This window comes from Phytobacter ursingii, assembly GCF_001022135.1.
Classification (GTDB): Bacteria; Pseudomonadota; Gammaproteobacteria; order Enterobacterales; family Enterobacteriaceae; genus Phytobacter; species Phytobacter ursingii.
In genome coordinates this window covers 2,855,556-2,880,652 of the sequence record NZ_CP011602.1, presented here as the reverse complement: position 1 = coordinate 2,880,652, position 25,097 = coordinate 2,855,556, and the positions used below count along the sequence as shown (strand labels likewise).

General features: G+C 55.7%; 22 protein-coding genes and 1 riboswitch. Of the genes, 12 read left to right on the top strand and 10 right to left on the bottom strand.

The window, feature by feature from the left end:
- Positions 1-55 precede the first annotated feature (55 nt).
- The gene (locus tag AB182_RS17060) at positions 56-1,129 is read left to right on the top strand and encodes a LacI family DNA-binding transcriptional regulator (RefSeq protein ID WP_047373338.1); all 1,074 of its coding nucleotides are present in this window, start codon (positions 56-58) and stop codon (positions 1,127-1,129) included.
- Here the strand turns inward: AB182_RS17060 and AB182_RS17055 are convergent.
- The 4 genes from AB182_RS17055 to AB182_RS17040 all read right to left on the bottom strand — a co-directional run bounded on the left by AB182_RS17055 (position 1,126) and on the right by AB182_RS17040 (position 6,886).
- Positions 1,126-2,382 (bottom strand): DUF1479 domain-containing protein, encoded by a 1,257-nt coding sequence (locus AB182_RS17055; protein WP_047373337.1) that lies wholly within the window; start codon positions 2,380-2,382, stop codon positions 1,126-1,128. The two genes, AB182_RS17060 and AB182_RS17055, sit on opposite strands and share 4 nt — an antisense overlap.
- A 166-nt stretch (positions 2,383-2,548) precedes the next feature.
- Positions 2,549-3,361, bottom strand: coding sequence for a Cof-type HAD-IIB family hydrolase (locus AB182_RS17050; RefSeq protein WP_047371144.1), 813 nt, complete (start codon positions 3,359-3,361; stop codon positions 2,549-2,551).
- A 188-nt stretch (positions 3,362-3,549) separates the two neighbouring features.
- Complete coding sequence (locus tag AB182_RS17045) at positions 3,550-5,982, bottom strand: formate C-acetyltransferase/glycerol dehydratase family glycyl radical enzyme (protein WP_047371143.1); 2,433 nt, start codon at positions 5,980-5,982, stop codon at positions 3,550-3,552.
- Positions 5,983-5,986: 4 nt separating this feature from the next.
- Positions 5,987-6,886: a glycyl-radical enzyme activating protein gene (locus tag AB182_RS17040; RefSeq protein ID WP_047371142.1), complete on the bottom strand. Its 900-nt coding sequence runs from the start codon at positions 6,884-6,886 to the stop codon at positions 5,987-5,989.
- Between the two features lie 57 nt (positions 6,887-6,943).
- On the opposite strand from AB182_RS17040, the gene AB182_RS32345 reads away from it, so the two are divergent.
- Entirely contained in the window at positions 6,944-7,210 is a 267-nt protein-coding gene (locus tag AB182_RS32345; protein WP_139153710.1) for a hypothetical protein, read from the top strand.
- A gap of 66 nt (positions 7,211-7,276) precedes the next feature.
- Here AB182_RS32345 and moeB read toward each other — a convergent pair whose 3' ends face one another.
- Positions 7,277-8,029, bottom strand: a complete 753-nt coding sequence (gene moeB / locus AB182_RS17035; protein ID WP_047371141.1) for a molybdopterin-synthase adenylyltransferase MoeB — start codon at positions 8,027-8,029, stop codon at positions 7,277-7,279.
- Position 8,030: 1 nt separating this feature from the next.
- Positions 8,031-9,263, bottom strand: coding sequence for a molybdopterin molybdotransferase MoeA (gene moeA, locus AB182_RS17030; protein WP_047371140.1), 1,233 nt, complete (start codon positions 9,261-9,263; stop codon positions 8,031-8,033).
- A 202-nt stretch (positions 9,264-9,465) separates the two neighbouring features.
- Here moeA and iaaA point away from each other — a divergent pair, with 202 nt between their 5' ends.
- The 5 genes from iaaA to gsiD are packed head-to-tail and all read left to right on the top strand — an operon-like array spanning position 9,466 to position 15,742.
- Positions 9,466-10,407, top strand: a complete 942-nt coding sequence (gene iaaA / locus AB182_RS17025) for a beta-aspartyl-peptidase (protein ID WP_047371139.1) — start codon at positions 9,466-9,468, stop codon at positions 10,405-10,407.
- Between the two features lie 10 nt (positions 10,408-10,417).
- Positions 10,418-12,289: a glutathione ABC transporter ATP-binding protein GsiA gene (gene gsiA / locus AB182_RS17020; protein WP_047371138.1), complete on the top strand. Its 1,872-nt coding sequence runs from the start codon at positions 10,418-10,420 to the stop codon at positions 12,287-12,289.
- 32 nt (positions 12,290-12,321) lie between these two features.
- The gene (gsiB, locus tag AB182_RS17015; RefSeq protein ID WP_047371137.1) at positions 12,322-13,860 is read left to right on the top strand and encodes a glutathione ABC transporter substrate-binding protein GsiB; all 1,539 of its coding nucleotides are present in this window, start codon (positions 12,322-12,324) and stop codon (positions 13,858-13,860) included.
- 47 nt (positions 13,861-13,907) lie between these two features.
- Positions 13,908-14,828 (top strand): glutathione ABC transporter permease GsiC, encoded by a 921-nt coding sequence (gene gsiC / locus AB182_RS17010; protein WP_047371136.1) that lies wholly within the window; start codon positions 13,908-13,910, stop codon positions 14,826-14,828.
- A gap of 2 nt (positions 14,829-14,830) precedes the next feature.
- Positions 14,831-15,742 carry a glutathione ABC transporter permease GsiD gene (gene gsiD / locus AB182_RS17005; protein ID WP_047371135.1) on the top strand — a complete coding sequence of 304 codons (912 nt, stop codon included), beginning with the start codon at positions 14,831-14,833 and terminating at the stop codon, positions 15,740-15,742.
- Here gsiD and AB182_RS17000 read toward each other — a convergent pair.
- Entirely contained in the window at positions 15,732-16,619 is an 888-nt protein-coding gene (locus tag AB182_RS17000) for a LysR family transcriptional regulator (protein WP_047371134.1), read from the bottom strand. The genes gsiD and AB182_RS17000 overlap by 11 nt on opposite strands.
- 97 nt (positions 16,620-16,716) lie before the next feature.
- Between AB182_RS17000 and AB182_RS16995 the strand changes: the two genes are divergently transcribed.
- Together AB182_RS16995 and AB182_RS16990 are read left to right on the top strand one after the other, a co-directional pair.
- Positions 16,717-17,670, top strand: coding sequence for a 2-hydroxyacid dehydrogenase (locus AB182_RS16995; protein WP_047371133.1), 954 nt, complete (start codon positions 16,717-16,719; stop codon positions 17,668-17,670).
- A gap of 39 nt (positions 17,671-17,709) precedes the next feature.
- Positions 17,710-19,050 (top strand): MFS transporter, encoded by a 1,341-nt coding sequence (locus tag AB182_RS16990; protein WP_047371132.1) that lies wholly within the window; start codon positions 17,710-17,712, stop codon positions 19,048-19,050.
- A 38-nt stretch (positions 19,051-19,088) separates the two neighbouring features.
- Here AB182_RS16990 and rimO read toward each other — a convergent pair whose 3' ends face one another.
- From rimO to AB182_RS16975, 3 genes are all read right to left on the bottom strand, one after another.
- A complete protein-coding gene (rimO, locus tag AB182_RS16985; RefSeq protein WP_047371131.1) occupies positions 19,089-20,414 on the bottom strand; it encodes a 30S ribosomal protein S12 methylthiotransferase RimO in 1,326 nt (441 codons plus the stop codon).
- 162 nt (positions 20,415-20,576) lie between these two features.
- A complete protein-coding gene (locus AB182_RS16980) occupies positions 20,577-20,936 on the bottom strand; it encodes a hypothetical protein (RefSeq protein ID WP_047371130.1) in 360 nt (119 codons plus the stop codon).
- Between the two features lie 486 nt (positions 20,937-21,422).
- Complete coding sequence (locus AB182_RS16975) at positions 21,423-22,046, bottom strand: glutathione S-transferase family protein (RefSeq protein ID WP_047371129.1); 624 nt, start codon at positions 22,044-22,046, stop codon at positions 21,423-21,425.
- A gap of 221 nt (positions 22,047-22,267) precedes the next feature.
- Positions 22,268-22,366, top strand: a riboswitch (guanidine-I (ykkC/yxkD leader).
- Between the two features lie 57 nt (positions 22,367-22,423).
- Here AB182_RS16975 and AB182_RS16970 point away from each other — a divergent pair.
- Genes AB182_RS16970 through AB182_RS16960 form a run of 3 tightly spaced genes read left to right on the top strand, consistent with a single transcriptional unit; the run spans position 22,424 to position 25,093 of the window.
- Complete coding sequence (locus AB182_RS16970; RefSeq protein WP_047371128.1) at positions 22,424-23,482, top strand: putative urea ABC transporter substrate-binding protein; 1,059 nt, start codon at positions 22,424-22,426, stop codon at positions 23,480-23,482.
- A 22-nt stretch (positions 23,483-23,504) separates the two neighbouring features.
- Positions 23,505-24,320: an ABC transporter permease gene (locus AB182_RS16965; protein WP_047371127.1), complete on the top strand. Its 816-nt coding sequence runs from the start codon at positions 23,505-23,507 to the stop codon at positions 24,318-24,320.
- A complete protein-coding gene (locus tag AB182_RS16960; protein WP_047371126.1) occupies positions 24,317-25,093 on the top strand; it encodes an ABC transporter ATP-binding protein in 777 nt (258 codons plus the stop codon). The genes AB182_RS16965 and AB182_RS16960 overlap by 4 nt, the downstream gene beginning before the upstream one ends.
- Positions 25,094-25,097 lie beyond the last annotated feature (4 nt).

Sequence of the window (25,097 nt, the reverse complement as noted above, 5' to 3'; positions counted from 1 at the left end):
GAGACTTATGTTTCATGAAAATTTTCCCATCGCGGAAACGGAGCAAGATCACAGAATGGATAAAAAGCTAAAAATCACTGAAATCGCCCGGCGCACCAACCTGTCGACCAGCACCGTTTCCCGCGTGCTGGCAGGGAAGGCCAATACCAGCGAAACGGCCCGACGCCTGGTGCTGGAATGTGCGCGTGAATTAGGGGTAATGGACGGGATTGCCGCCGGGCGGTTGCTGCTCAATAACCTGGTGATCTTCGCGCCACAGAGGGCATTCGATGAGCGCTCCGATATCTTTTATTACCGGGTAATTCAGAGCATTAGCAAGGCACTGGATTCCCACGAGGTGCGGTTGCGTTATTGCCCGCTGGAAGAGCTGGACAGCGATGCGAATGCCTTTATTGCACGAATGAATGAGCCGGAAACCCAGGCGGCAATTTTATTGGGGATTGACGATCCGCACATTCACGAACTGGCAGCAGACTTTGCCAAACCTTGCGTACTGATTAACTGCCGCGATAAGCGGATGCGTCTGCCGACGGTCGCTCCGGATCACCGGGCGATTGGTGAGTTTGCCGCTGACTATCTGTTCGATTCCGGCCATCGCGATATGGTGGTCGTAATGTGCCTGCGCCGCTATACCATGGATCTACGTCTGGCGGGCATTAAAGACGCCTGGCAGCAGCGAAATTTGCGCTTTCAAAGCAAGCGCGATCTGATAACGGTGCCGAGTTTTAGCGCAAGAGAAGCGCAGTCGCGGGTTGCGGAGTGGCTCGATGGCGCCGCACATAAAAATCCGCCGACCGCCTTTTTAGTCGGGGGAGATTTTATGGCAGAAGGGACCGTACGGGCGTTGCAGCAGCGCGGTTTACGCGTTCCGCAGGATGTCTCGGTGATGAGCATTGACGCCTTCAACCTGGCGGCGATTCAGGACGTGCCGCTGACGGCGGTTCATGTGCCGCGTGATGAACTCGGCACTGAGGCGGTTTATATGCTGCAGCAACGGCTGATTCGCCCGCAGGCGGCAATTGGCTCACTGTTGATTAATGGCATGCTGGTGGTGAGAGAGTCGGTTCGGCGGATACGTCCGGGGCAACGACGTACCGCCGTGGAGCGGGAAGGGCTTTATGACGTTTAGTTCATCCCCAGCGCCCGTTTTCCATACTCGTTCAAATCAGCCTGCGTGAAGCGCCCTTCCCAGTTCGCTTCATAATCTTCGCGCGGAAAATCACCTGGCGAAGCGCCATTTTCCAGCGCGACTTTTGCTTTACGCGCCCAGGCGAGGTTTTTCTCGCACAGGGGGGCGGCGGGAATATACATCACGTTACCCCAGCCCTTTTGATCGTTTACCGGAGCGACGGAGTGAATCACATCGCAATGCCACCAGACGGAGTCTCCCGCTTCCAGCGCCGGGATAGAGGTTAACGCCTCTATCAGCAGCGGATGCCATTTCTCAGAGATGGGTAGCACCTTGCCCGGTGCCACACCGCACAATTCATCTTCCGGCACATCGTCAAGCAGTGGGCGAAGCAGTACATACGCCATCGCTTCCGGGATCGGCACGACATGCAACAACCCCTGGCCGGGGATCATATCGGACAGCGCCGTCCAGCCCTGGAAGGTGCGAAATACCGAACATTTGGTGGTGTTCTCGACGGTGTACTCTTCCACCTCGGTACGATGCGCGGCATCCCACGGATCGTATTCGTCCAGCCGACCGTTAAAGACGTTAGCAAATACCCGTTGATATGCCGGCAGCAGCCAGCGTTCCAGTGCGCCTGAATCGGTATGAGCGCCTAAACCTTTTGATGTCGTTCCCGGTGGACGGCGTCGAATGCGGTCCGGATAAATCACGCTGACATCCGGGTCAAACCATGTTGTCCCTTCGCTTTCAAAGCGCCACAGGCGGTTGAGGAACGACTGCACAGCGGCCATTTCGTCGCTCTGGCGCGCCTGCATTTGTGACTGTGACCAATAGATAGGGTAAATTTCCGGCCGGGAAGCATCGAGAGAGCCGAAGAAGTTATCACCCGGCCCTTTGTAAACATCGTCAAAATGGTTTTGCTCAAGATAGGCCATCATATCGCGGTCCCAGCCGAGCGCTCGCTCGCGAGGGAAATGCCCTTTGATCACCGCACAGCCGCGTTGTTTAATCAGCGCGCGCTGTTGCTCGCTTACCCGTCCCTGTTTCACATCTTCAAAGGGAATGACCGGCCAGACATCCTCGCCCTGTGCCTTTAACGCGTTGATCTCTGCGACACGCTGGCTAATCCGCGCGTGGAGTTGATTGAATACGGCTTTCACGTCCCCCATTTGCTGGCGCAATTCCTGCTTCATTTGCCGGATAGCCGCTTTATGGTCGACGGGTAAAGTTTCGCTGGTGAACGTCATAATGACCTCGTAATCTTTCATTCGAAAGTAATTAAGCTTACAAGTGATAATTTAAGTTAAAAATAAGTTAATGCAAGTTTAAAAACTTGATGCAGAGCACAAAGCTGAAAGAAGGGCAGGAAAGCGAGAAGGGAAGGTGCCGGAGCGAAGACTCCGGCAGACAATATCACTGGAACGGCGGGGTGCCGTCCAGAACCGCCTGAATCACATTCAGTGCGCCCTGGTGGTTGTTGTCATCGGTGCGATGACGGGCAATGGCTTTAATGGCATCGCTGGCATTCCCCATCGCGAAGGAAAAATCGGTCATGCGCAGCATTTCGGCGTCGTTGCCGCTGTCACCTATCGTCACGCACGCCTGCGGGGAGACGTGCCAGCGTTTGAGCAAACGGGTAATGCCGTTGGCTTTGTGCAAACCAGGGATAATCAGGTCGACAAAACCAAAGCCGCTGGTCACAGGTTTCATGATGCCATCGAGCGAAACATGTAACTTATCAATTAATTGCGGGATATCGCTGTCCGGTAAATTGAGCGAGAATTTGAACAGGGTATCGTTGATCTGGTGGTAGTCGCTGATGCGTTGCAGACGATGATAGTGCTTTGCCATCAGGTCGATAAAGCTATCCGGCGCGTTTTCGCTGACCCATGCGCTTTCCAGCCCACAGGCGACAAAATTCAGCGCTTTGTCTTTGAGTAATTCGCCGATAACCACCTGTGCTTCGTGACGGGTAAGCTCACCGTGAAAGAGTTGCTGGCCGTGTTCGAAGACCAGCGCGCCGTTTTCGGCGACAAACGAGATCTGATCTTTCAGCTCCGGGAAAAAGGAAATGAGCTGGTAATACTGGTTGCCGCTGGCGACGACAAATTCAATATCACGCTGCCTGAGTTGGGCAAACTGCGCCATAAAACGATCGCGGTCGTATTGTTTGGCGTCGTCAAGAAAAGTTCCGTCCATATCAGTGACGATAACTTTTACAGTCATACATAAGCTCCTGGTCTGGGTACCACTCGTAACATTGTAATAACACTGTGACCTGAAGCACAAATTTATTTCATTCGAAAGTAAAAGCAAAACGGCAACCCTCTGGTTGCCGTTTTTGCTGTTTGCGCCCTCTCCCTTGAGGGAAGTGAGGTAGCCCGGCTAAGCGCAGCGCCAGCCGGGAGGGAACGTTAAAGCGTATGCTCGGTACGCGCGATAATGTCATCCTGGGCATCCGGCGACAGGGCGGTGAAGAAGGCGGAATACCCTGCAACACGCACCACCAAATCGCGATACTGATCCGGGTGTTTTTTCGCCTCCAGCAGCGTCTCACGCGACACAATGTTGTACTGAATATGCCAGCCCTTGTGATCCTCAAAGAAGGTCCGCAGCAGCATCATCAGTTTCTGCCTGTCGCTATCGTTCTCCAGCGTCGCCGGGTTCAGCTTCTGGTTAAGCAGCACGCCGCCGAGGATCGCCGCCGTCGGCAGTTTGCCCACGGAACCAATCACTGCCGTTGGGCCGAGGTGGTCAGTACCCGACGCCGGGCTTGCCCCTTCGGCGAGCGGCGTTCTGGCTTTACGCCCGTCCGGTGTCGCCATGGTGGCCGCGCCAAAGGGCACATTCGCGGAGATAGAGGAGGTCCCGGCGTAATAATTGCCGCCAATCGGGCCGCGCCCATAACGCGGGTTGTGGTAATTTTTCAGCTCGTCAATATAGGTCTGATAAGCGCGTACCAGCAACGTATCCACGCTGTCATCATCATTGCCATACTTAGGTGCGCTGTTAATCAAACGCTGGCGTAACTGCTCATGCGTCAGACCGTCAAAATCGGCGGCCAGCGCCTCGGCGAGCTGCTGTTGCCCGATAATACCCTGCTCGAAGACCAGTTTTTTTACCGCTGCGAGGCTATTACCCAGGTTGGCGATGCCCACCTGCAGGCCGGATACCCAGTCATACTTCGCGCCACCTTGTTTGATGCTTTTTGCCCGCTCAATACAGTCATCTACCAGTGCGGAACAGAGAATATCGTGGACGTTCTCTTCGAGCATGGTGTCGACAACATACTCAATCTCAATAGATTTGCGGGTGTAGTAACGAATCTGCCTGTCCCAGTCGGCCATCACCTCGTCGAAGCGGGTGAAATTGCCTTTCGACAACGCATGTTCCTGCGGCAGGAAGATTTTGCCGCTGGTGGCATCGCGTCCACCTTCCAGCGCCGCCAGCATCACGCGGGCAAAGTTGATAAAACTCATCCCGGTGCAGCGATAACCCCATTTGCCGCCGACGGCGGTTTCGATACAACCAATCGCTGCGTAGTCGTACGCATCCTGCGGTTCGACGCCAAGCTTAATAAATTCAGGGATCACGATTTCATCATTGTTAAATGCCGGCATCCCGAAGCCGCAGCGGATCACCTGTACGCAGGCATCGAGAAAGTCGTTACTCATACCCGCGTGATAGCGCACGCTCAGGTTCGGCTGTGTGGAGCGCAGGCGGCCGCAGGACTCCAGAATCGCGTAAGAAAGCGGGTTGACGGCGTCCATCGGTGCACCGTTTACCAGCATCTGTCCACCAATGGTGACGTTCTGGTACAGCGGGCTGCCCGCAGAGGCTTTGGAGTGCGAGCCGGAGCGGATTTTGTTCACTTCTAACAGTTTCAGCCAGCAGCTGTGCAGCAGCTCAATGGCCGTTTCGCGATCGATGGACTGGTTCAGCTCTACGTCGCGGCGGTACCAGGGGTAGAGATACTGATCCATACGAGCGAAAGAAACCGAGTGGCCATTGGATTCAATCTGCAGGATCAATTGAATGAAGTAGCACAACTGCAGTGCCTGCCAGAACGTTTTTGGCGGCTCATGGGCAATCACATCGCAGTTTTCCGCTATCGCCAGCAGCTCATCCCGGCGGCTGGCGCGGGTTTCTGCACCGGCCATCTGGCGGGCGAGGTCGGCGAAACGTTCAATATGCTGGCTGACGGCATTCAGCACGATATCAATTGCTTTCAGGAACTGTTCGCCGTGCAAATCTTCCAGCACGGTGAGGTTAATGCGGGAACGGCGCTCATCCACTTTATGGCGCAGGCCGTCCAACCCTTTTTCCAGCAGCAGCGGGAAGTTCACCGCCAGATGCGCGTCGCCCGACGTCATATTGCCTTCGGCTTTAATGATGCCGGTTTCCAGCAAGGCTTTTTGCTCATCGGTAAACATACCGTAGCAGCGATCCTGAACGGTCTGACCACGCCACCATGGGCAAATGGCGTGCAGTACCCGTTTATTTTCTTCGCTCACCGCAAAGCCCGCACCAGGACGATCGGCCAGGTCATCGATCTCTTTTTCAATCCAGGCGACGGTATATTCCGGGAAAATAGGCGCGGCACGCACTTCGCTTGCCTGGTTGCCGACGATCAGTTCGTCGTGTTTGATCCAGATGGTGCGCTCCGCCAGATGATGGGCCAGCGCCAATGCGCGGCGAACCGGAATGGGCTTATCCATATGCTGCTGATACATCTCGGTGTAGTGCTGTGCGCGCTCAGTACAAACCGGCGGTTTTACAATATGCACCAGCGCGTTCTTGTGCGCTTTAATACGGTCGGTCAGGGTCGAGAGTTGCAAAGTTGTCATGAGATTATCCTCGTAATATCGCTGTCAGCCCTTTCTGGCAGGCGTAGTTTCGGGCGAATGCCAGTAACGCCGGTGCATCAAGCGGCTTGTCAGGAGCGGTGTAGGGTTGACTGAGTAAGGTGTATTTATTCATGCCCAGCGTGTGGTAGGGCAAAAAGTGAATCTCGCGAACGTTCAGTTCGTCAGCGGCGAAATTAGTGATATCGGAAATGGATTTTTCATCGGCATTGAAGCCAGGAATCAGCGGTACGCGGATGGTCATCTGTTTACCCGCACGCGCCAGCCGTTTCAGGTTATCCAGCACGCGTCTGGCGCTGCCGTCGGTCCACTGCCTGAACGCGCTACTCTCCACATGTTTCAGGTCGGCAAGAAACAGATCCACATAAGGCAGGGAGGGCTCAATGTAGTGCCAGGGCACATGCAGGCAGGTTTCAACGGCGGTGTGAATGCCCTGTTCATGGCTGGCTTTAAACAGGGAGCAGGCCAGCTCCGGCTGCATAAACGGCTCGCCGCCGGAAAGCGTAATACCGCCACCGCTGCGGGTATAAAAGGCTTTGTCGCGCAATACCGTCGCCATGATGTCATCGACAGATTTTTGCTCCCCACAGACGATCAGCGCCTGGGTCGGGCAGCAATCGGTCAGGGCATCAAGGTCGAACTCCGTCAGATTTTCACGCGCTATCAGCAGGCCGTTAAGCGCCCGGGTGATGGCCTGTGGGGCGGCCTGCTGGCAAAGATTGCAGCCTTCCAGGCACAGCCTGGCATCAAACAGCACCTCGCGGCCACGAGCGCGGCTCTCCGGGTTTTGACACCAGCGGCAACCTAATGAACAGCCTTTCAGAAAGACGACGGTGCGAATCCCCGGGCCATCATGGGTTGAATAGCGTTGAATGTTGAAAATCATAGGTCACCCTCATATTGCATATGAAGATTAAATTACTTTCGAATGAAAGTTATATTGATGAGGGTCAACTCTCGGGCAGATTCTGAACCGATTACACGTCCGCTGAATGCGGCAACCATTTATCACCGCGCTTGCGGCGAAGGTCGCTGTCGCGAAATTCGAACAAGGCTGCTGGCGGTGTTTGAACGGATAGTGATTGAGCCCGGTACGCTCTGTTGCTTCACGGAGAGTGGGCGCGAGGCTGGAGATTGCGCATTAACTTATTTCCCGGATGGCGGCGTAAACGCCTTGTCCGGGGTACAGGCAGTGCCGGTGCCAGGGTAGCCCGGCTAAGCGCAGCGTCAGCCGGGGCGGTGTCTAAAAAGGCAACTCACGTTGCCTTTTGCTGTTTTACCCCCCGCACACCTCACACTGGGGGTTGCGCATCAGCTTCATCTCACGGAACTGGCAGGTCATTGCGTCATACATCACGATTTTTCCGGTGGCGGGCACGCCATAGTGCGTCAGCACTTTTATCGCCTCCAGCGCCTGCAGTGAACCGATCACCCCGACCAGCGGCGCCATCACGCCCGCTTCAACACAGGTCAGCGCGTTTTCGCCAAACAGACGGCTCAGACAGCGGTAGCAGGGCTCGCCGTCCACCCAGGTAAAAACACTGATTTGCCCCTCCATACGAATGGCGGCACCGGAGACCAGCGGGATCTTATGCGCAAAACATCCGGCGTTAAGCTGGTTGCGAATGGCGACATTATCCGTGCAATCCAGCACCAGATCGTGGGCGGCAATCTGCGCTGCTAAGGCGCTTTCATCCAGCAGGGCGTTAAGGCTGTCGAGTTGAACATGCGGGTTGATGCGCGCCAGGGCGGTTTTGGCGGACGCCACCTTCGGCTCGCCAATCGTCGCGTCGCTGTGCAGCGTCTGGCGCTGAAGGTTGGAGAGCGCCACGGTATCGAAATCCAGCAGCGTCATCTGACCAATACCGGCTGCGGCCAAATATTGCGCAGCCGCGCAGCCAAGACCGCCCAATCCTACCACCAGCACGCGCGATGCTTTTAACCGCTCCTGCCCGTCAAAATCGAAGCCGCGCAGAATAATCTGTCGGTTATAGCGCAGCATCTCTTCATCGCTCAGCGCATCTGCCATCTTAGCCCCCGAAGAGATGGTTAAAGGTTTCAACCTCGACCCATTCGCCTGCTTCCACATGGCTACGCTCACGCTCCAGCACCACAAAGCAGTTGCCCTGACTAAACGAACTGAAGATGTGCGACCCCTGCGGGCCGGTGGTGCTGACAATCAGCTCGCCGTCGCTATCGCGGCTGAGGATGCCACGCTGGAAATCAAGGCGCCCCGGCGTTTTCTTAAGGCGGGTTGCTGCGCGGGCGCGCAGACGAAGCGGCAGCGGGCTGGCGGTGTTCCCGCTCAGTTTCGCCAGCAGCGGCTGTACTAACTGATAGAAGGTCAGCGCGGCGGAGACCGGGTTACCGGGTAATCCACAGAACCAGCTATGACTGAGCTTGCCGAAGGCGAACGGTTTGCCGGGCTTGATGGCGAGTTTCCAGAAGGTGATTTCACCCACGTCATCAAGGATAGTTTTGGTGTAATCCGCTTCACCCACCGACACGCCGCCAGAGCTGATCACCACGTCGGCCTGCCGATCGGCGGTGATAAAGGTCTCGCGCAGAATAGCGGGATCGTCACGCACGATGCCAAGGTTGATGACCTCGCAGCCCAGCTGTTCCAGCATCAGGTGCACCGTCAGGCGATTGGTATCGTAAATTTGTCCATCTGCCAGCGGCTGGCCTGGCAGTTGCAGCTCATCGCCAGTGGAAAAGAGCGCCACGCGGATTTTGCGGATTACCGCCACCTCGGCAATGCCCAGCGACGCGAGTACCGGCAGTTCGGCGGCGGTCAGTTTTTTTCCGGCGCTGAACACGGCGGCACCCGCGCGAATATCTTCACCCAACAGGCGGATGTTTTGCCCGGCTTTAACCTTACCGGTAAAGCGCACGCCGGCGTCGGTTTGCTCGGTCTCTTCCTGCATGACCACGGCTTCACAGCCAGCCGGAACAGGGGCGCCGGTCATGATGCGCACGCAGGTGCCTGCTGGCCACTCGCCGTGAAATGGCTGGCCGGCGAACGCTTTTCCGGCAACCGGTAGCGGTTCACCTTTTGCGATATCGGCCAGACGGACGGCATAACCGTCCATTGCGGCATTGTCAAAACCCGGCACATTCAGCGGTGAAATCACGTCCTGCGCCACAATGCGACCAAAACAGCTCAGCAGCGGTAAGGTTTCGCTCTCTGTGAGTGGCGAAACGCGGGACAGCATTTGCGCCAGGGCCGAATCCAGCGGGATCAAGCCTGCGGTATATTCCATAATTTACTCCAGCACCACGCGAGAAAGGGGCCATTATGGCAGAAAACGAGGCATGACTGCATGTACTCCTCAAGTGCCATACTCAGATGCCTGCTTTACATCGCAGGATCGACTTTCTATATTCAAAAATTGTATGAAGCTGTGACGACGATAATGATATTTATAGAAAAAGCAGCAATCTATCCTGACCGGGCGATAAAAAATGACCAAAGCGGTAATTGTAATTCACGGTGGCGCAGGAACCATCTCCCGTGCGCAACGGAGTCCGGAAAAGGAACGGCAGTACATTGCCGCACTCTCGGCCATTGTCGAATCCGGCCAGAAGATGCTCAATGCAGGTGAAAGCGCGCTGGATGTGGTGACGGAGGCCGTACGCTTACTTGAAGAGTGTCCGCTGTTTAACGCGGGCATTGGTTCTGTTTTTACCCGCGATGAAACCCATGAGCTGGACGCCTGCGTGATGGACGGGTATTCGTTGCGCGCAGGTGCAGTGGCTGGTGTGAGCCGTTTACGCAATCCCATTCTCGCGGCGCGCCTGGTGATGGAGCGTAGCCCACATGTGTTGCTGGTGGGAGAAGGGGCAGAGAAATTCGCCTTTGCCGAGGGCATGGAGCCGGTGTCGCCCGATCTTTTTTCCACGCCGGAGCGTTATGCGCAGCTGCTAGCCGCCCGCGCGGCAGGGCAGACCGCGCTGGATCACGGCGGTGCACCGCTGGATGAAACGAAAAAAATGGGCACCGTTGGTGCGGTGGCGCTGGATAAGCAGGGAAACCTGGCGGCGGCAACCTCGACAGGCGGGATGACCAATAAATTACCGGGGCGGGTAGGGGACAGTCCGTTGCCTGGCGCGGGGTGTTATGCCAATAACGCCAGTGTGGCGGTCTCCTGTACCGGAACCGGGGAAGTTTTTATCCGCGCGCTGGCTGCTTATGATATCGCCGCGCTGATGGATTATGGCGGTTTAAGTCTGCACGAAGCCTGTGAGGCGGTGGTCATGGAAAAATTGCCTGCGCTGGGCGGTAGCGGCGGGCTGATCGCCGTCGATCGTGAAGGAAATATTGCACTCCCTTTCAATAGTGAAGGGATGTATCGCGCCTGGGGTTATGCCGGAGATGCGCCCAGCGTAGGGATTTATCGTGAATAAGGAGAGTGGGGTGTCGCACGGGTATGAACCAGACGCCGATGTGGTGCTGGATGTCAGCAATCTGAATGTCGCGTTTCGCCATGAAAAACAACTCACCCAGGCGGTGCGTAACCTGTCGTTTACTCTCAAACGTGGTGAAACGCTGGCGATTGTCGGAGAGTCGGGATCGGGTAAATCGGTCACCGCTATGTCGCTACTGCGCCTGCTGGAACAAGCTGGCGGCGAAGTGAGCTGCGATCATATGCGTCTTTTGCGCCGTAACCGGGAGCGTGTCGATTTAGCGACGCTGACGAATTCTCGCCTGCGCGGCGTGCGCGGGGCTGACATCGCGATGATTTTTCAGGAGCCCATGACCTCGCTTAACCCGGTGTTTCCGGTGGGGGAGCAAATTGCCGAATCTATCCGTTTGCATCAGGGGCTGGGCAAAGAAGAGGCGTTAGCGGAAGCCCGGCGAATGCTGGATCTGGTACGTATCCCCGAATCCGAGTCCATTTTGTCTCGTTATCCGCACCAGCTTTCCGGTGGTATGCGCCAGCGGGTGATGATTGCGATGGCGCTCTCCTGCCGTCCGGCGGTGCTGATTGCCGATGAGCCGACGACGGCGCTGGATGTCACTATTCAGGCGCAGATTCTGCAACTTATCGCCGTGCTGCAAAAAGAGATGGCGATGGGGGTGATTTTTATCACTCATGATATGGGCGTGGTGGCGGATATTGCCGACCGCGTGCTGGTGATGTATCAGGGCGAAGCGGTGAAAACGGGTACCGTAGACCAGATTTTTAAGGCACCGCAGCATATCTACACGAAAGCCTTACTGGCGGCGGTGCCGCGCCTTGGGGCGATGAACGGCAGCGATCTACCACGTCGTTTCCCGCTGGTTTCGTTACAACATCCTGAACACCAGGAACCGGAAACCGAGCAGGATACTGTGGTGCCGGGCGAGCCGATTCTGCAGGTCCGCGATCTGGCGGCGCGTTTTCCGCTCCGCAGCGGGATTTTAAACCGTGTGACCCGCGAAGTTCATGCGGTGGAGGGGGTGAGCTTCGACCTGTGGCCGGGCGAAACCTTATCGCTGGTGGGGGAATCCGGTTGCGGCAAATCGACCACCGGCCGGGCGCTGCTGCGTCTGGTGGAGAGCCAGAGCGGGATGATTACCTTTAAGGGCGAACGTATTGATACGTTGCCTGCCAGTAAGCTGCAGCCGCTGCGCCGGGATATTCAGTTTATTTTTCAGGATCCTTACGCCTCGCTCGATCCGCGTCAAACGGTAGGGTACTCCATTCTGGAACCACTGCGGGTACATGGGGTGATGAATGAAGAAGATGCCCGGCGGCGAGTGCTGTGGTTGCTGGAACGTGTAGGGCTGAAACCGGAACATGCGTGGCGTTATCCCCATGAGTTTTCCGGCGGCCAGCGCCAGCGTATTTGTATTGCCAGAGCGCTGGCTCTAAACCCCCGTGTGGTGGTGGCTGACGAATCGGTCTCGGCGCTGGATGTCTCGATTCGCGCCCAAATCATTAATTTGTTACTCGATTTACAACGGGAGATGGGGATCGCCTTTCTGTTTATCTCTCATGACATGGCGGTCGTGGAGCGAATCAGCCACCGGGTGGCGGTGATGTATCTCGGTCAGATTGTGGAAATTGGTCCACGCCGCGCCGTGTTTGAGAACCCGCAGCACCCGTATACCCGTAAACTTATGGCCGCCGTTCCGGTAGCCGACCCGTCTCACCCGAGGGCGCAGCGGGTGTTGTTGTCGGATGAAATCCCCAGCAACATCCATAAACGCGGCGAGACGGTACAGCGTGTGCAATTACAGAATATCGGCCCGGGTCATTTCGTCGCCCGTACGACGCCGGGCAGCACACAATCGCGTTTTTGACAGAAACAGGCAGGGACACTCAGGAGAACAACATGACACAAGCTTTACCCCGTAAATGGCAAATTGCGTTTGCAGTTGCCATCGCGCTGAGCGCCGCGCCAGCACTGGCTGCCAAAGATGTTGTGGTCGCAGTGGCGTCAAATTTCACCACGCTCGACCCCTACAATGCCAATGACACATTGTCACAGGCCGTCGCCAAATCGTTCTATCAGGGGCTGTTTGGCCTTGATAAAGACATGAAGCTGCATAATGTGCTCGCCGAAAGCTATACGGTGTCGGATGATGGGCTGGTGTATACCATCAAGTTGCGTCAGGGGGTGAAATTCCAGGACGGAACCGATTTTAACGCCCAGGCAGTGAAGGCGAACCTCGATCGCGCGAGTAATCCGGAAAATGCACTCAAGCGCTACAACCTCTATAAAAACATCGCCAAAACCGATGCGGTGGATGCAACAACGGTCAAAATCACCCTGAAACAGCCGTTCTCGGCATTTATCAATATCCTGGCCCACCCGGCGACGGCGATGATCTCGCCTGCCGCGCTGGAAAAATACGGTAAGGACATTGGTTTTCACCCGGTGGGGACCGGCCCTTATGAGCTGGACACCTGGAACCAGACCGATTTCGTGAAGGTGAAGAAATTCGCCGGGTACTGGCAAAAAGGGCTGCCGAAACTGGACACCATCACCTGGCGTCCGGTGGTCGATAATAATACCCGGGCGGCGATGCTGCAGACGGGCGAAGCGCAGTTCGCTTTCCCGATTCCTTATGAGCAGGCGGCGGTGCTGGAGAAAAACAGCAAACTGGAGCTGGTGGCCAGCCCCTCGATCATGCAGCGCTACATCAGCATGAACGTAACGCAAAAGCCGTTCGACAATCCGAAAGTGCGTGAAGCCATCAACTACGCCATTAACCGTCAGGCGCTGGTGAAAGTGGCATTCGCCGGGTATGCGACACCGGCAACGGGCATTGTTCCACCGTCGCTGGCGAATGCGCAAACCTACCAGCCGTGGCCTTACGATCCGGCAAAAGCCCGTGAATTGTTGAAAGAGGCGGGCTATCCAAACGGGTTCAGCACCACGCTGTGGTCCTCACATAACCACAGCACCGCGCAAAAAGTGCTGCAGTTTACCCAGCAGCAGTTAGCACAGGTGGGCATCAAAGCACAGGTGACGGCGATGGATGCCGGGCAACGTGCGGCGGAAGTAGAAGCGAAAGGGCAGAAAGAGAGTGGCGTGAGAATGTTCTATACGGGCTGGTCGGCATCGACCGGAGAAGCGGACTGGGCGCTGTCGCCGCTGTTCGCCTCGCAGAACTGGCCGCCCACACTCTTCAACACGGCGTTCTACAGCAACCCGCAGGTGGATAAAGACCTGGCTGATGCGCTGAAAACCACCAATAATCAGGAAAAAACCAGACTCTACAAGGATGCGCAGGATATCATCTGGAAAGAGTCCCCCTGGGTGCCGCTGGTGGTGGAGAAGCTGGTTTCCGCTCACAACAAGAACCTGACGGGGTTCTACATCATGCCCGACACCGGCTTTAGTTTTGATGAGGCCGACCTGAAATAAGAGCGCATGTCCCCTCTCCACGCGGGAGGGGAGTGACGGAAGAGACAATGCTGAATTATGTTTTAAAACGCCTTCTGGGACTTATCCCGACGCTACTGATCGTGGCGGTGCTGGTGTTTTTATTTGTTCACCTCTTACCAGGCGATCCGGCACGGTTGATTGCCGGACCGGAGGCCGATGAGCAGGTGATTGGACTGGTACGCCAGCAATTAGGTCTCGACAGGCCGCTGTATATCCAGTTCGGGCACTACATTATTAATGTTCTGCAGGGCGATTTCGGTATCTCGATGGCCTCCCGCCGTCCGGTCGTGGAGGAGATCGCCAGTCGCTTTTTCCCGACGTTCTGGTTGACCATTGCCAGTATGACCTGGGCAATGCTGTTTGGCCTGGTGGCGGGTATTGCCGCCGCGGTATGGCGCAACCGCTGGCCTGACAGACTGGGCATGGCACTGGCGGTGACCGGGATCTCCTTTCCGGCTTTTGCGCTGGGCATGCTGCTGATGCAGGTTTTTTCGGTGGAGTTGGGCTGGTTGCCAACGGTCGGGGCCGACAGCTGGCGACACTATATTCTGCCGTCGATGACGCTGGGGGCCGCCGTGGCCGCCGTGATGGCGCGCTTTACCCGCGCGTCCTTTGTCGATGTGCTCAATGAAGACTACATGCGTACCGCGCGCGCCAAAGGGCTCAGCGAAAAATGGGTCATACTCAAGCATGGCCTGCGCAATGCGCTAATCCCGGTGATTACGATGATGGGGTTACAGTTCGGCTTTTTGCTTGGCGGCTCGATTGTCGTTGAGAAAGTGTTCAACTGGCCCGGCCTCGGGCGTTTATTGGTGGACTCCGTTGATATGCGCGATTACCCGGTTATCCAGGCGGAAGTTCTGCTCTTCTCGCTGGAGTTTATTCTTATCAATTTAGTGGTGGATGTGCTGTATGCCGCCATTAACCCCGCTATCAGGTACAAGTAAGGATGCGATTGTTAAACTGGCGTCGAGCGGCGATTTCAAACGCCCTGCCTGGGCTGAAACCGGACCAGGTACGTACCCCGTGGCACGAGTTCTGGCGACGTTTTCGTCGTCAGCCCATGGCGATGACCGCCGGGCTGTTTGTGCTGATTCTGATTGTGTTGGCTATCGTCGCACCGTGGATTGCCCCCTTCGATGCGGAAAACTATTTCGATTATGACCGCCTCAATGACGGGCCATCGGCATTGCACTGGTTTGGCGTGGATTCCCTGGGCCGCGATATCTTCAGCCGTGTGCTGCTGGGGGCGAGGATCTCGCTGGCAGCCGGGGTTCTGGCGGTATTGATTGGCGCGCTGGCGGGGACGGTGCTGGGCCTGCTGGCCGGGTATTACGAAGGCTGGTGGGATCGCATCATCATGCGTATTTGCGATGTGCTGTTCGCCTTTCCCGGTATTTTGCTGGCGATTGCCGTGGTGGCGGTGATGGGCAGCGGAATGGCCAATGTCATCATTGCCGTGGCGGTGTTTTCCGTGCCTGCCTTCGCGCGGCTGGTGCGCGGCAACACGCTGGTCCTTAAACACCAGACCTTTGTCGAGTCGGCGCGCAGCATTGGCGCAAGCGATATGACCATCCTGTTTAGCCATATTCTGCCGGGCACGGTGTCATCGATCGTGGTCTATTTCACGATGCGTATTGGCACCTCTATTATTTCTGCGGCAAGCCTCTCTTTCCTCGGTCTGGGGGCGCAGCCGCCCACGCCGGAATGGGGTGCGATGCTCAATGAAGCGCGCGCGGATATGGTGATTGCTCCTCATGTGGCGCTCTTCCCTTCACTGGCGATTTTCCTGACCGTGCTCGCGTTTAACCTGTTGGGCGACGGGCTACGGGACGCGCTGGATCCCAAAATCAAAGGGTAATGAGTACCTCACTCAGGGCCTTGAGAAACGCGGGAAGGACCGGGTTTGGATTGGCCTTTGAGTAGACCAAAAAGTTGTGCGCCTGAATATTGACCCCTTCGATATTCATAAAGGTAACATTAGCCATGCCCAGCGCACGCGATGATGCGGGCACGATGGCGCACCCGAGCCCGGCATTCACCATTCCGAGGATCGTATGGGTCTGGGCAAGCTGATACTTAAAATCCGGCGTGATGTCGTTAAAGACGAACAGGTCGGTAATACGGTCGTAAAAGTGGCGCGCTTCATCCGGGCTGTAAAGGAAAAAGGGCTCATTGTTAAAAGCGCTGAGCGGGATCTTACGCTTGCGTGCCAGCGGGTGATCGCAATGAAACGCGGCAACAAACGTCTCCCCCTGAAGAGGTTGATACGCCAGCAGCGGGTTGGGTGGGACATGGCGCACAAAACCAACGTCAATACTGTTATTTTCGACAGCGCTAATTTGTTTGTGCGAGACCTGTTCAAATAAGCGGAAATCCACCCCCGGTAATTTCACCGATAGCGCTTTGAGCAACTGGGGAATAAAACTCCAGGCAAATACCGCCGTAAATCCCATTGATAACGTGCCGATTTCGCCGGACGCGCATTGCTGAACGGAGGATTCAAGTCGGTCAGCTAATTTGAGTATTAATCGTGACTCCGTCAGCAAATGTTGACCCATATGGGTGAGCTGCACATGACGGTTATTTCGCTCAAATAGCGCCCCGCCCAGGCTCTTCTCCAGGAGTTGTATCTGGCGGCTCAGCGGCGGCTGGGTCATATGCAGGCGGGCGGCGGCGCGTCCGAAGTTCAACTCTTCAGCAACGGCGATGAAGCATCGCAACTGGTGTAAATCCATAATTCAATTCTTATATTAATGAATACCTGATTTATATTAGACATGAATTATTACCCTGTCCATCATCTGCTTAATAACTACTCGACGGAAGATGGACATGACAAATAATATTGCTCAACAAAAAGCACACATTTTATTAACCCAGGCGGTGCCAGCACCGATCGATGAAATATTACGGCGCGATTACGACGTGCATCGTCTTTACCAGACGAGCGAGCCGCAAAAAATGCTGGCTGATATTGGCCCATTGATTCAGGGGGTGGTGACCGGCGGCGCAAAAGGGCTTTCCCGTGAGATGATGGAATGCCTTCCGGCGCTCAAAATTGTCGCCATCAGCGGTATTGGTACGGATGCCGTCGACCTGGCGTATGCTGCGAAGCACGGTATTTATGTCACCACCACACCCGGCGTGCTGACCGACGACGTGGCGGATATGGCGCTGGGTCTGTTGATTTCCACCCTGCGACAAATGAGCGAAGGCGAGCAGGTCGTCCGTGCGGGGCGCTGGCCGCAAACCAACCTGCCGCTGGCGCGCAAAGTCACTGGCACGACGGTGGGGATTATCGGCATGGGGCGTGTTGGTCAGGCCATTGCCAGACGCGTTGCCGCCTTTGATGCCCGCATTCTGTATACCGACCTTGCCCCGATTTCCGCCCTTGATTACACCTTTATTGCTGATATTCACGCGCTGGCGCAGGAAGTGGACGTGCTGGTGCTTGCGGCCTCTGCTGATAGCGGCAAAGTCATCATCAGTGAGTCGGTGCTGGAGGCGCTGGGGCCAGAGGGCTATTTCATCAATGTGGCGCGCGGCAAGCTGGTGGATGAAGCGGCGCTGCTCGATGCCTTGATCCACAAGCGTATTGCCGGAGCCGGGCTGGATGTGTTTGCTCATGAGCCGCACGTACCGGAAGGTTTTTTCACCCTCAATAACGTCACCCTGCAGCCGCATCGCGCCAGCGCGACCGTTCAGACTCGCCTGGAGATGGGCAACATTGTGTTGGCGAATCTGGCGGCCTGTTTTAGCGGCAACGTGCCGCCACACCGGGTATAGCCATCGTTTCTGAACCCTACAAATAAAAGTGAGAAAACAATGAGCAAACAAATGGATGTCTCGCTGGAGCAGGTCAAACGGGTCGGACATCACCGCTATTGGGTGCTGGGGTTGATTTTCATCATCACGGTTATCAACTATGCCGACCGAGCCACCATGTCGATTGCCGGAACCTCGGTGGTGAAAGAGCTGGGCCTCGATCCAATGATGCTGGGGATGATCTTCTCCGCCTTCGCCTGGGCCTACGCGCTGGGGCAGATCCCCGGCGGCTGGCTGCTGGACCGTTTTGGCGCTAAAAAAGTCTACGGCATGAGCCTGGTGCTGTGGTCCGTGTTCACCATGCTCCAGGGCACCGTGGGCTGGGTCGGGATGACCGGTAGTCTGGCGGCGATGACCCTGTTTCTGATGCGCTTTATGCTGGGGCTGGTGGAATCCCCCGCGTTCCCGGCAAACTCACGTATCGTCTCCAGTTGGTTCCCGACGCGTGAGCGTGGCGTGGCCTCGGCGCTGTTTAACTCCGGGCAATACATGGCGGTAGTGGTCTTCACGCCGATCATGGCGTGGCTGACCCATGCCTGGGGCTGGGAGCATGTCTTCCTGTGGATGGGGGGAGTAGGGCTGGTGCTGGCTGCGGCGTGGTTCGCCTGGTATAAGGAGCCGCATAAAGACCCGCGTCTGACGGAAGAAGAGAAAAACCTGATGCGCGAGGGCGGGGCGCTGGTGGATCTGGACAGTGAAGGGGCGGTAAAGGCGAAGAAAAGCTCACTGCGCGATGCCAAATGTCTGTTTACCAACCGCAACCTGTGGGCTATTTATCTTGGACAATATTGCATTACCGCGTTGACCTATTTTTTTATTACCTGGTTCCCCATCTACCTGATTCAGGGGCGCGGTATGACCATTATGCAGGCAGGGTGGGTTGCCGCACTGCCCGCCATCTGTGGTTTCACCGGCGGTCTGCTCGGGGGATATCTCTCTGACATTCTGATTAGCCGGGGCATGCATCCTTCCCGTGCCCGTAAAACGCCGTTTGTGCTCGGGATGGGGCTGTCCACCATGCTGGTATTCGCCAACTTCGTTGACAGTAACAGCGCGGTGATTTTCCTGATGGCGATGGCGTTCTTCGGTAAAGGCTTCGCAGCGGTAGGCTGGGCCGTGTTGTCCGATGTTGCGCCGAAAACGATGATTGGACTGTGCGGCGGCGTGTTCAACGGTATCGGTAATATTGCCGGGATCGTGACACCACTGGTGATCGGTTATGTGGTGACGGTAACCGGTTCGTTTAATAACGCGTTGTGGTTTGTGGCGGCGCACGGCGTGCTGGCGGTGGTGAGTTATGTGTTGATCGCGACACGCTTTGAACGTGTTGAAGCGCAATAACGAGGAAAGACGCCGCCTGGAGACAGGCGGCGGCAGGGTCAGACGCGGCTACCCCACAGATCGTACTCGTCGGCATTTTCGACTTTCACGCGGAGGATATCGCCCGGTTTCACTTTCGTTTCCCCGTTCAGATAGACCGCGCCGTCGATTTCCGGCGCATCCGCCATGCTGCGACCGATGGCCCCTTCTTCATCGACTTCGTCGATAATCACCAGAATTTCGCGGCCCACTTTTTCCTGCAGACGCTCAGCGGAAATTTGCTGTTGCAGCGCCATAAAACGGTTCCAGCGCTCTTCTTTGATCTCTTCCGGCACCTGATCGGCCAGTTCGTTGGCGGTCGCACCGTCCACCGGGCTGTATTTGAAGCAGCCAACGCGATCCAGACGCGCTTCTTTGAGGAAATCGAGCAGCATCTGGAAATCTTCTTCGGTTTCACCCGGGAAGCCGACGATAAAGGTCGAGCGCAAGGTCAGTTCCGGGCAGATTTCGCGCCACTGTTTGATACGCGCCAGTTGGCGGTCAACGGAGCCAGGGCGTTTCATCAATTTCAGGATACGCGGGCTGGCGTGCTGCAGCGGGATATCCAGATACGGCAGGATTTTGCCTTCGGCCATCAACGGAATGACATCATCAACGTGCGGGTAAGGATAAACGTAATGCAGACGCGTCCAGATGCCCAGTTTTGCCAGTTGTTCGCACAGGCCGACCATGCTGGTTTTTACCGGTTCGCCATTATGGAAGCCCATACGGTGTTTCACGTCCACGCCGTAGGCGGAGGTGTCCTGGGAGATAACGAGAAGCTCTTTCACCCCGGCATCCGCCAGACGTTTGGCTTCACTTAAAACGTCGCCAATCGGACGGCTTACCAGATCGCCACGCATCGACGGAATAATGCAGAAGGTGCAGCGATGGTTACAGCCTTCGGAAATTTTCAGATACGCGTAATGACGTGGGGTCAGTTTCACGCCCTGTTCCGGCACCAGGCTCAGGAACGGGTTGTGTTTCGGTTTCGGCACATAGTGGTGCACATGCTCAAGCACCTGCTCATAGCTGTGCGGACCGGTGATTTCCAGCACTTTCGGATGGACTTCACGAATCTGATCGACTTTGGCGCCCAGACAGCCGGTGACAATCACTTTGCCGTTTTCATTAAGGGCTTCGCCAATGGCTTCCAGCGACTCTTGTACCGCGCTGTCGATAAAGCCGCAGGTGTTGACGATAACCATATCGGCGTCGTTGTAGCTCGGTACCACGTCATAGCCTTCGGTGCGCAGTTCGGTGAGGATGCGCTCGGAGTCAACGAGGTTTTTCGGGCAACCGAGAGAAACAAAGCCGATTTTCGGCTGCGGGGTCACATTGCTCATAGTTCAAAAAGTAATCAGTTATAGTATGTTCAGGGCAGGGATTGTACAGATAACGCCGGGAGATTTATAGAGGATTCTCGGCCGGGCAGAGTGAAAAAACGACTGCCCGTCTGGCAACGGCTTCGATATATTTCGATGTGATGAATATTGGCCGGGCCACCATCAAAATTCATCAATCGTATCCCGGTCAGCGTTAATAACGTTGAAGGCTAAATAGGGCGGATGAACATCGAAGCTGATGGTTGTGTCATAAATATCTTCAATATTCATGTCCTGGCATAAATTAAAGATGAAATAGTTAATTTGATAATAAAGGACGTAAGTATTGTCGTGTAAATACTCAACCTTGCTGATAACGAAATCGTTGGTTGAGCGCGCATGCGGGCTGATGAAGGTTAAATCCATGTTCAGAATGGGGATAAACGCCGGATTTTGCCGGTTCTGTTCAAGGAAGTGCTGGAGTTGACGTGCCGATTCCGGACCCGGTTCGCCGATGGAAATTGTCAGGGGAAAAATGTGCATATAGACCCTCAGAATACGTTGAGGCCTATTAACATAACATGCGTACGGAGGTAATTCATAAGGCGTTGCTGGGGTATTTTCGGGGTACCAGAAAGGGTGCAAATGAATACGATGAAAGAGGTATTCTGATACCTTTTTATCATGTGGTTATTATCATGCAGGCGTATTTGATTACGCCCGAGGCAAAAAAAAAGCCGCTCGGACGAACGGCATAGATACAACACGGAAACTATCCAGAAACATAATGATTTTCGAGCTAAATAATAGCTTGCTAATCATCTCATGTCAGCTCTTTTGATCACAATTGTTAATTATCTGTGCGCGTGTGATATCCGTCAGTATTGAATGAAAATCAACCGAAAGCATGATGTATACCGGGTGACATTCCGGGAATAGTGGCAGCGTAACGCATCATGCACTTGCATGCCCCCATGAGTAGATCCTGGATTTCATGCTTATGGGGGTTTTTCTCTACAGCGGCTTATATCACGCTGTGCCGTTATTTCCGTAGCGCAGAAAAGCAGGGCGCAGATTTAAGCGTTCAAACCACGCGTTCACCGCCGGGAAATCCGGGTGTTCAAACGGCGTCATCTTCCAGCGATTCACCGACAATCCCAGCACGATATCAGCAAGGGTGAATGTCTCTCCGGCAGCCCACGCGCCCGTGCGTTGCAACTGTTGATCGAGAATACCAACGCAGTGATTCCACTCCCTGATACCGGCGGCAATCGCGTTCTTATCGTTGTAGTCCGGGTTTTTACGCACCAGCGCCGGAAAAACGTAGCGCCATGCGCTATTAAAGTCGGTGGCCTGCCAGTCCATCCAGTGCTCGACATTCGCGCAAGCTCGCGGTTCGCCAGGAAGCAGATCGTCACGGCCCGCTTTACGCGCCAGATAGCGGCAAATGGAGTTGGATTCCCAAAGAATAAAGTCATCATCAATGAGTACGGGCACCATCGCATTCGGGTTCATGGCCCGGAAGGCGTCCGTCTGCGTTGAGGCAAAGCCGCTGCCATAATCTTCCTGCGAATACGCCAGCCCGGTTTCCTCGCAGGTCCACAACACTTTACGCACGTTAATTGAAGACGTTTTACCCAATATTTTCAGCATGACGCGAATCGCCCTTTGCGACTTAATCGTTTAAAAACACTACACCAGCAGCGCATGACATGGCTACAGGGCCGTTAAGCACCAGTATGGTGCACTGCCTCATTCTGGTTCACCAAAATGGGAGTGTTTGCCTCGAATTATCGCTAAGTTACTGAAATGTAATCAATCGCAATCTGGCATAGTGCTTGCAATAACGCTATCGCAGTGCAACACACAATTTGAAAATAGCTGGCTAGGGTTCCGGTTCGCCAAGGCGAATGTCTGGTCCAAGAGCTGGCGACCTCTGAGAGGTTACACGGCGGGACAAAAACCCGGGAGACAGCAGCACCAGTGGGTGTCGCGCTGCCCCCTTTTTTTGTACCAATCAGAGGTCAATAATGAAGAAATCTCCATTACTCCGCTCTCTCGTGCTGTCGCTGGTCATGCTGACCACTCTCCCAACTTTTGCCGCTGTGAAAAAAGAGTTCAATGTCTGCTGGACAATCTACGCAGGCTGGATGCCGTGGGGCACCATCAGCAACAGCAAAATCATTGATAAATGGGCAGACAAATACGGTATTAAAATCAATATCGTACAGCTCAACGACTATATAGAGTCCATTAACCAGTATACCGCGGGCCAGTTTGATGGTTGCACCATGACTAACATGGATGCGCTGACCATTCCCGCCGCCGGAGGCGTGGATAGCACCGCGCTGATTCTCGGCAGCTACTCTGAAGGCAACGACGGCGTGGTGATGAAAGGTGAGGGCAAAACCCTCAAGGATCTGAAAGGCCAGCAGATCTACCTGCCTGAATTGTCCGTTTCCCACTACCTGCTGGTGCGCGGCCTGGAAAAAGCGGGGCTGGCAGAAAAAGATGTCACCGTGGTGAACACTTCTGATGCCGATATCGTCTCTGCCTTCGCCACCCCGAAAGTGCAGGCAGCTGTCGCCTGGAACCCGCAATTGTCGGTTATTAAAGGCACGCCGAAAACCACCGAAGTCTTTAGCTCCTCACAGGTACCTGGCGAGCTTATCGACATGATGGTGGTCAACACCCAGACCCTGAAGGATAACCCGGCGCTGGGGAAAGCCCTCACTGGCGCATGGTACGAAATGATGGCGCAGATGAAGGCGCAGAATAAAGAGGCGCTGAGCGCCATGGCGGCGGCGTCCGGCACCGATCTGGCGGGCTACCAGGCACAACTCAAAACCACCCATCTCTTCTATACCCCGGCAGATAACCTGGCGTTTATCAGCTCGCCTGATTTACCGAAAACCATGCAGCGCGTGGCGACGTTCTCGTTTGAGAAAGGGTTGCTCGGCGACGGCGCGCAAAGTGCGGATTTTATCGGCATGGCCTTTCCTGGCAACCTGTCTGCCGGCGATGCCGCCAACGTGAAGCTGCGCTTTGACGACAGCTTCGTGAAGATGGCTGCCGACGGCAAGCTTTGAGCGAATGACAGGAATTGACGCCATGCGACACATTAACCGCCATCCGACCCGGGGCATGCGTTTGACGCTTGTTCTGCTGCCTTTTGTCATTTTGCTGGCGGCGTACTTTCTGGGCTCTGCGGTACGGCTGGAGGCCAACCCGCAGGATAAGCTGCTGCCTGGCATGCAGCAGATGCTGGACGCCATTTCGCGAATGGCGTTCACCCCGGATAAACGCAGCGGCGACTACCTCTTCTGGATGGATACGCTGGTTAGCCTGGCGCGCCTGTTGACGGGGCTGGCGATTGCCTCGTTGATTGGCCTGTGCCTGGGCATTACCGCCGGGGTTTTTCCGATGTGGCGCGCCTCGCTTTCTCCGTTGATGACCGTGCTGTCGATGATCCCACCGCTGGCAATCCTACCGGTGTTGTTCATCGTCTTCGGGCTGGATGAGCTGTCAAAAGTGATGCTGATTGTGATTGGCATTACCCCGATGCTGGCCCGCGACCTTGAACATCGCGCCTGTGAAATTCCTTCGGAGCTCCTGATCAAGGCGCAAACGCTGGGGGCATCAAGCTGGACGCTTATCCTGCGGGTGGTACTGCCGCAGCTTCTGTCCCGGCTGCTGACCTCGCTGCGCCTGCTGTTGGGATCGGCCTGGCTGTTTCTTATCTCGGCAGAAGCCATCTCCTCGACGGCAGGGCTGGGCTATCGCATTTTTCTCGTGCGCCGCTATATGGCGATGGACGTCATCATCCCTTATGTGGTGTGGATAACGTTGCTGGCATGGCTGATGGACCTCGGTCTGCGCCAGTTGCATAAAACCTGTTTTCCCTGGGCGGAAGGAGGGAAGGCATGAGTTTTATCGAAATCAACAACATCTGGCAGGAGTACGGCGCGCATGTGGTACTCGAACGCCTCAATTTGCAGGTTAAAGAAGGGGAGTTTTGCTCGATGGTGGGCGCATCCGGCTGCGGGAAGTCCACCTTCCTGCGTCTGTTGCTGGGCCAGGAAGCGCCAAGTCGCGGCACTATTTTGCTTGATGGCAAGCCGTTGCAGGCAGAGCCGGACCGTAGCCGTGGGGTGGTCTTTCAGTGCTACTCAGTCTTTCCCCATTTAAGCGTGCTCGACAACGTCACCATCGGCCTTGAGCTGCCCAATGCGCGTTTGCTGGGGCGCCTGTTTGGCGCGGGTAAGCGTGAGGCGCGGGAACGAGCCGTGTGGATGCTGCAAAAAGTGGGTCTTGGACAGGCGCTGGATAAATACCCGGCCCAGCTCTCCGGCGGTATGCAGCAGCGTCTCGCTATTGCTCAGGCATTCATTATGCAGCCGCGCGTGTTGCTGCTGGATGAGCCCTTTGGCGCACTCGACCCCGGCATTCGCAAAGATATGCACGCCCTGTTGTTACAACTGTGGGGCGAAACCCGGATGACGGTCTTTATGGTCACCCACGATCTCTCCGAGGGCTTTAACCTCGGCACCCGGCTGCTGGTATTCGACAAAGTGCGGATCGACCCGCACGAACCTAACGCATACGGCGCGCGCATTACCTATGACATTCCGCTCAATGAAGCGCGTCTGGCGGAAATGACCCACTCGCAGCCCGATAACGTCTACGCATTAAGGAGTTAACTTA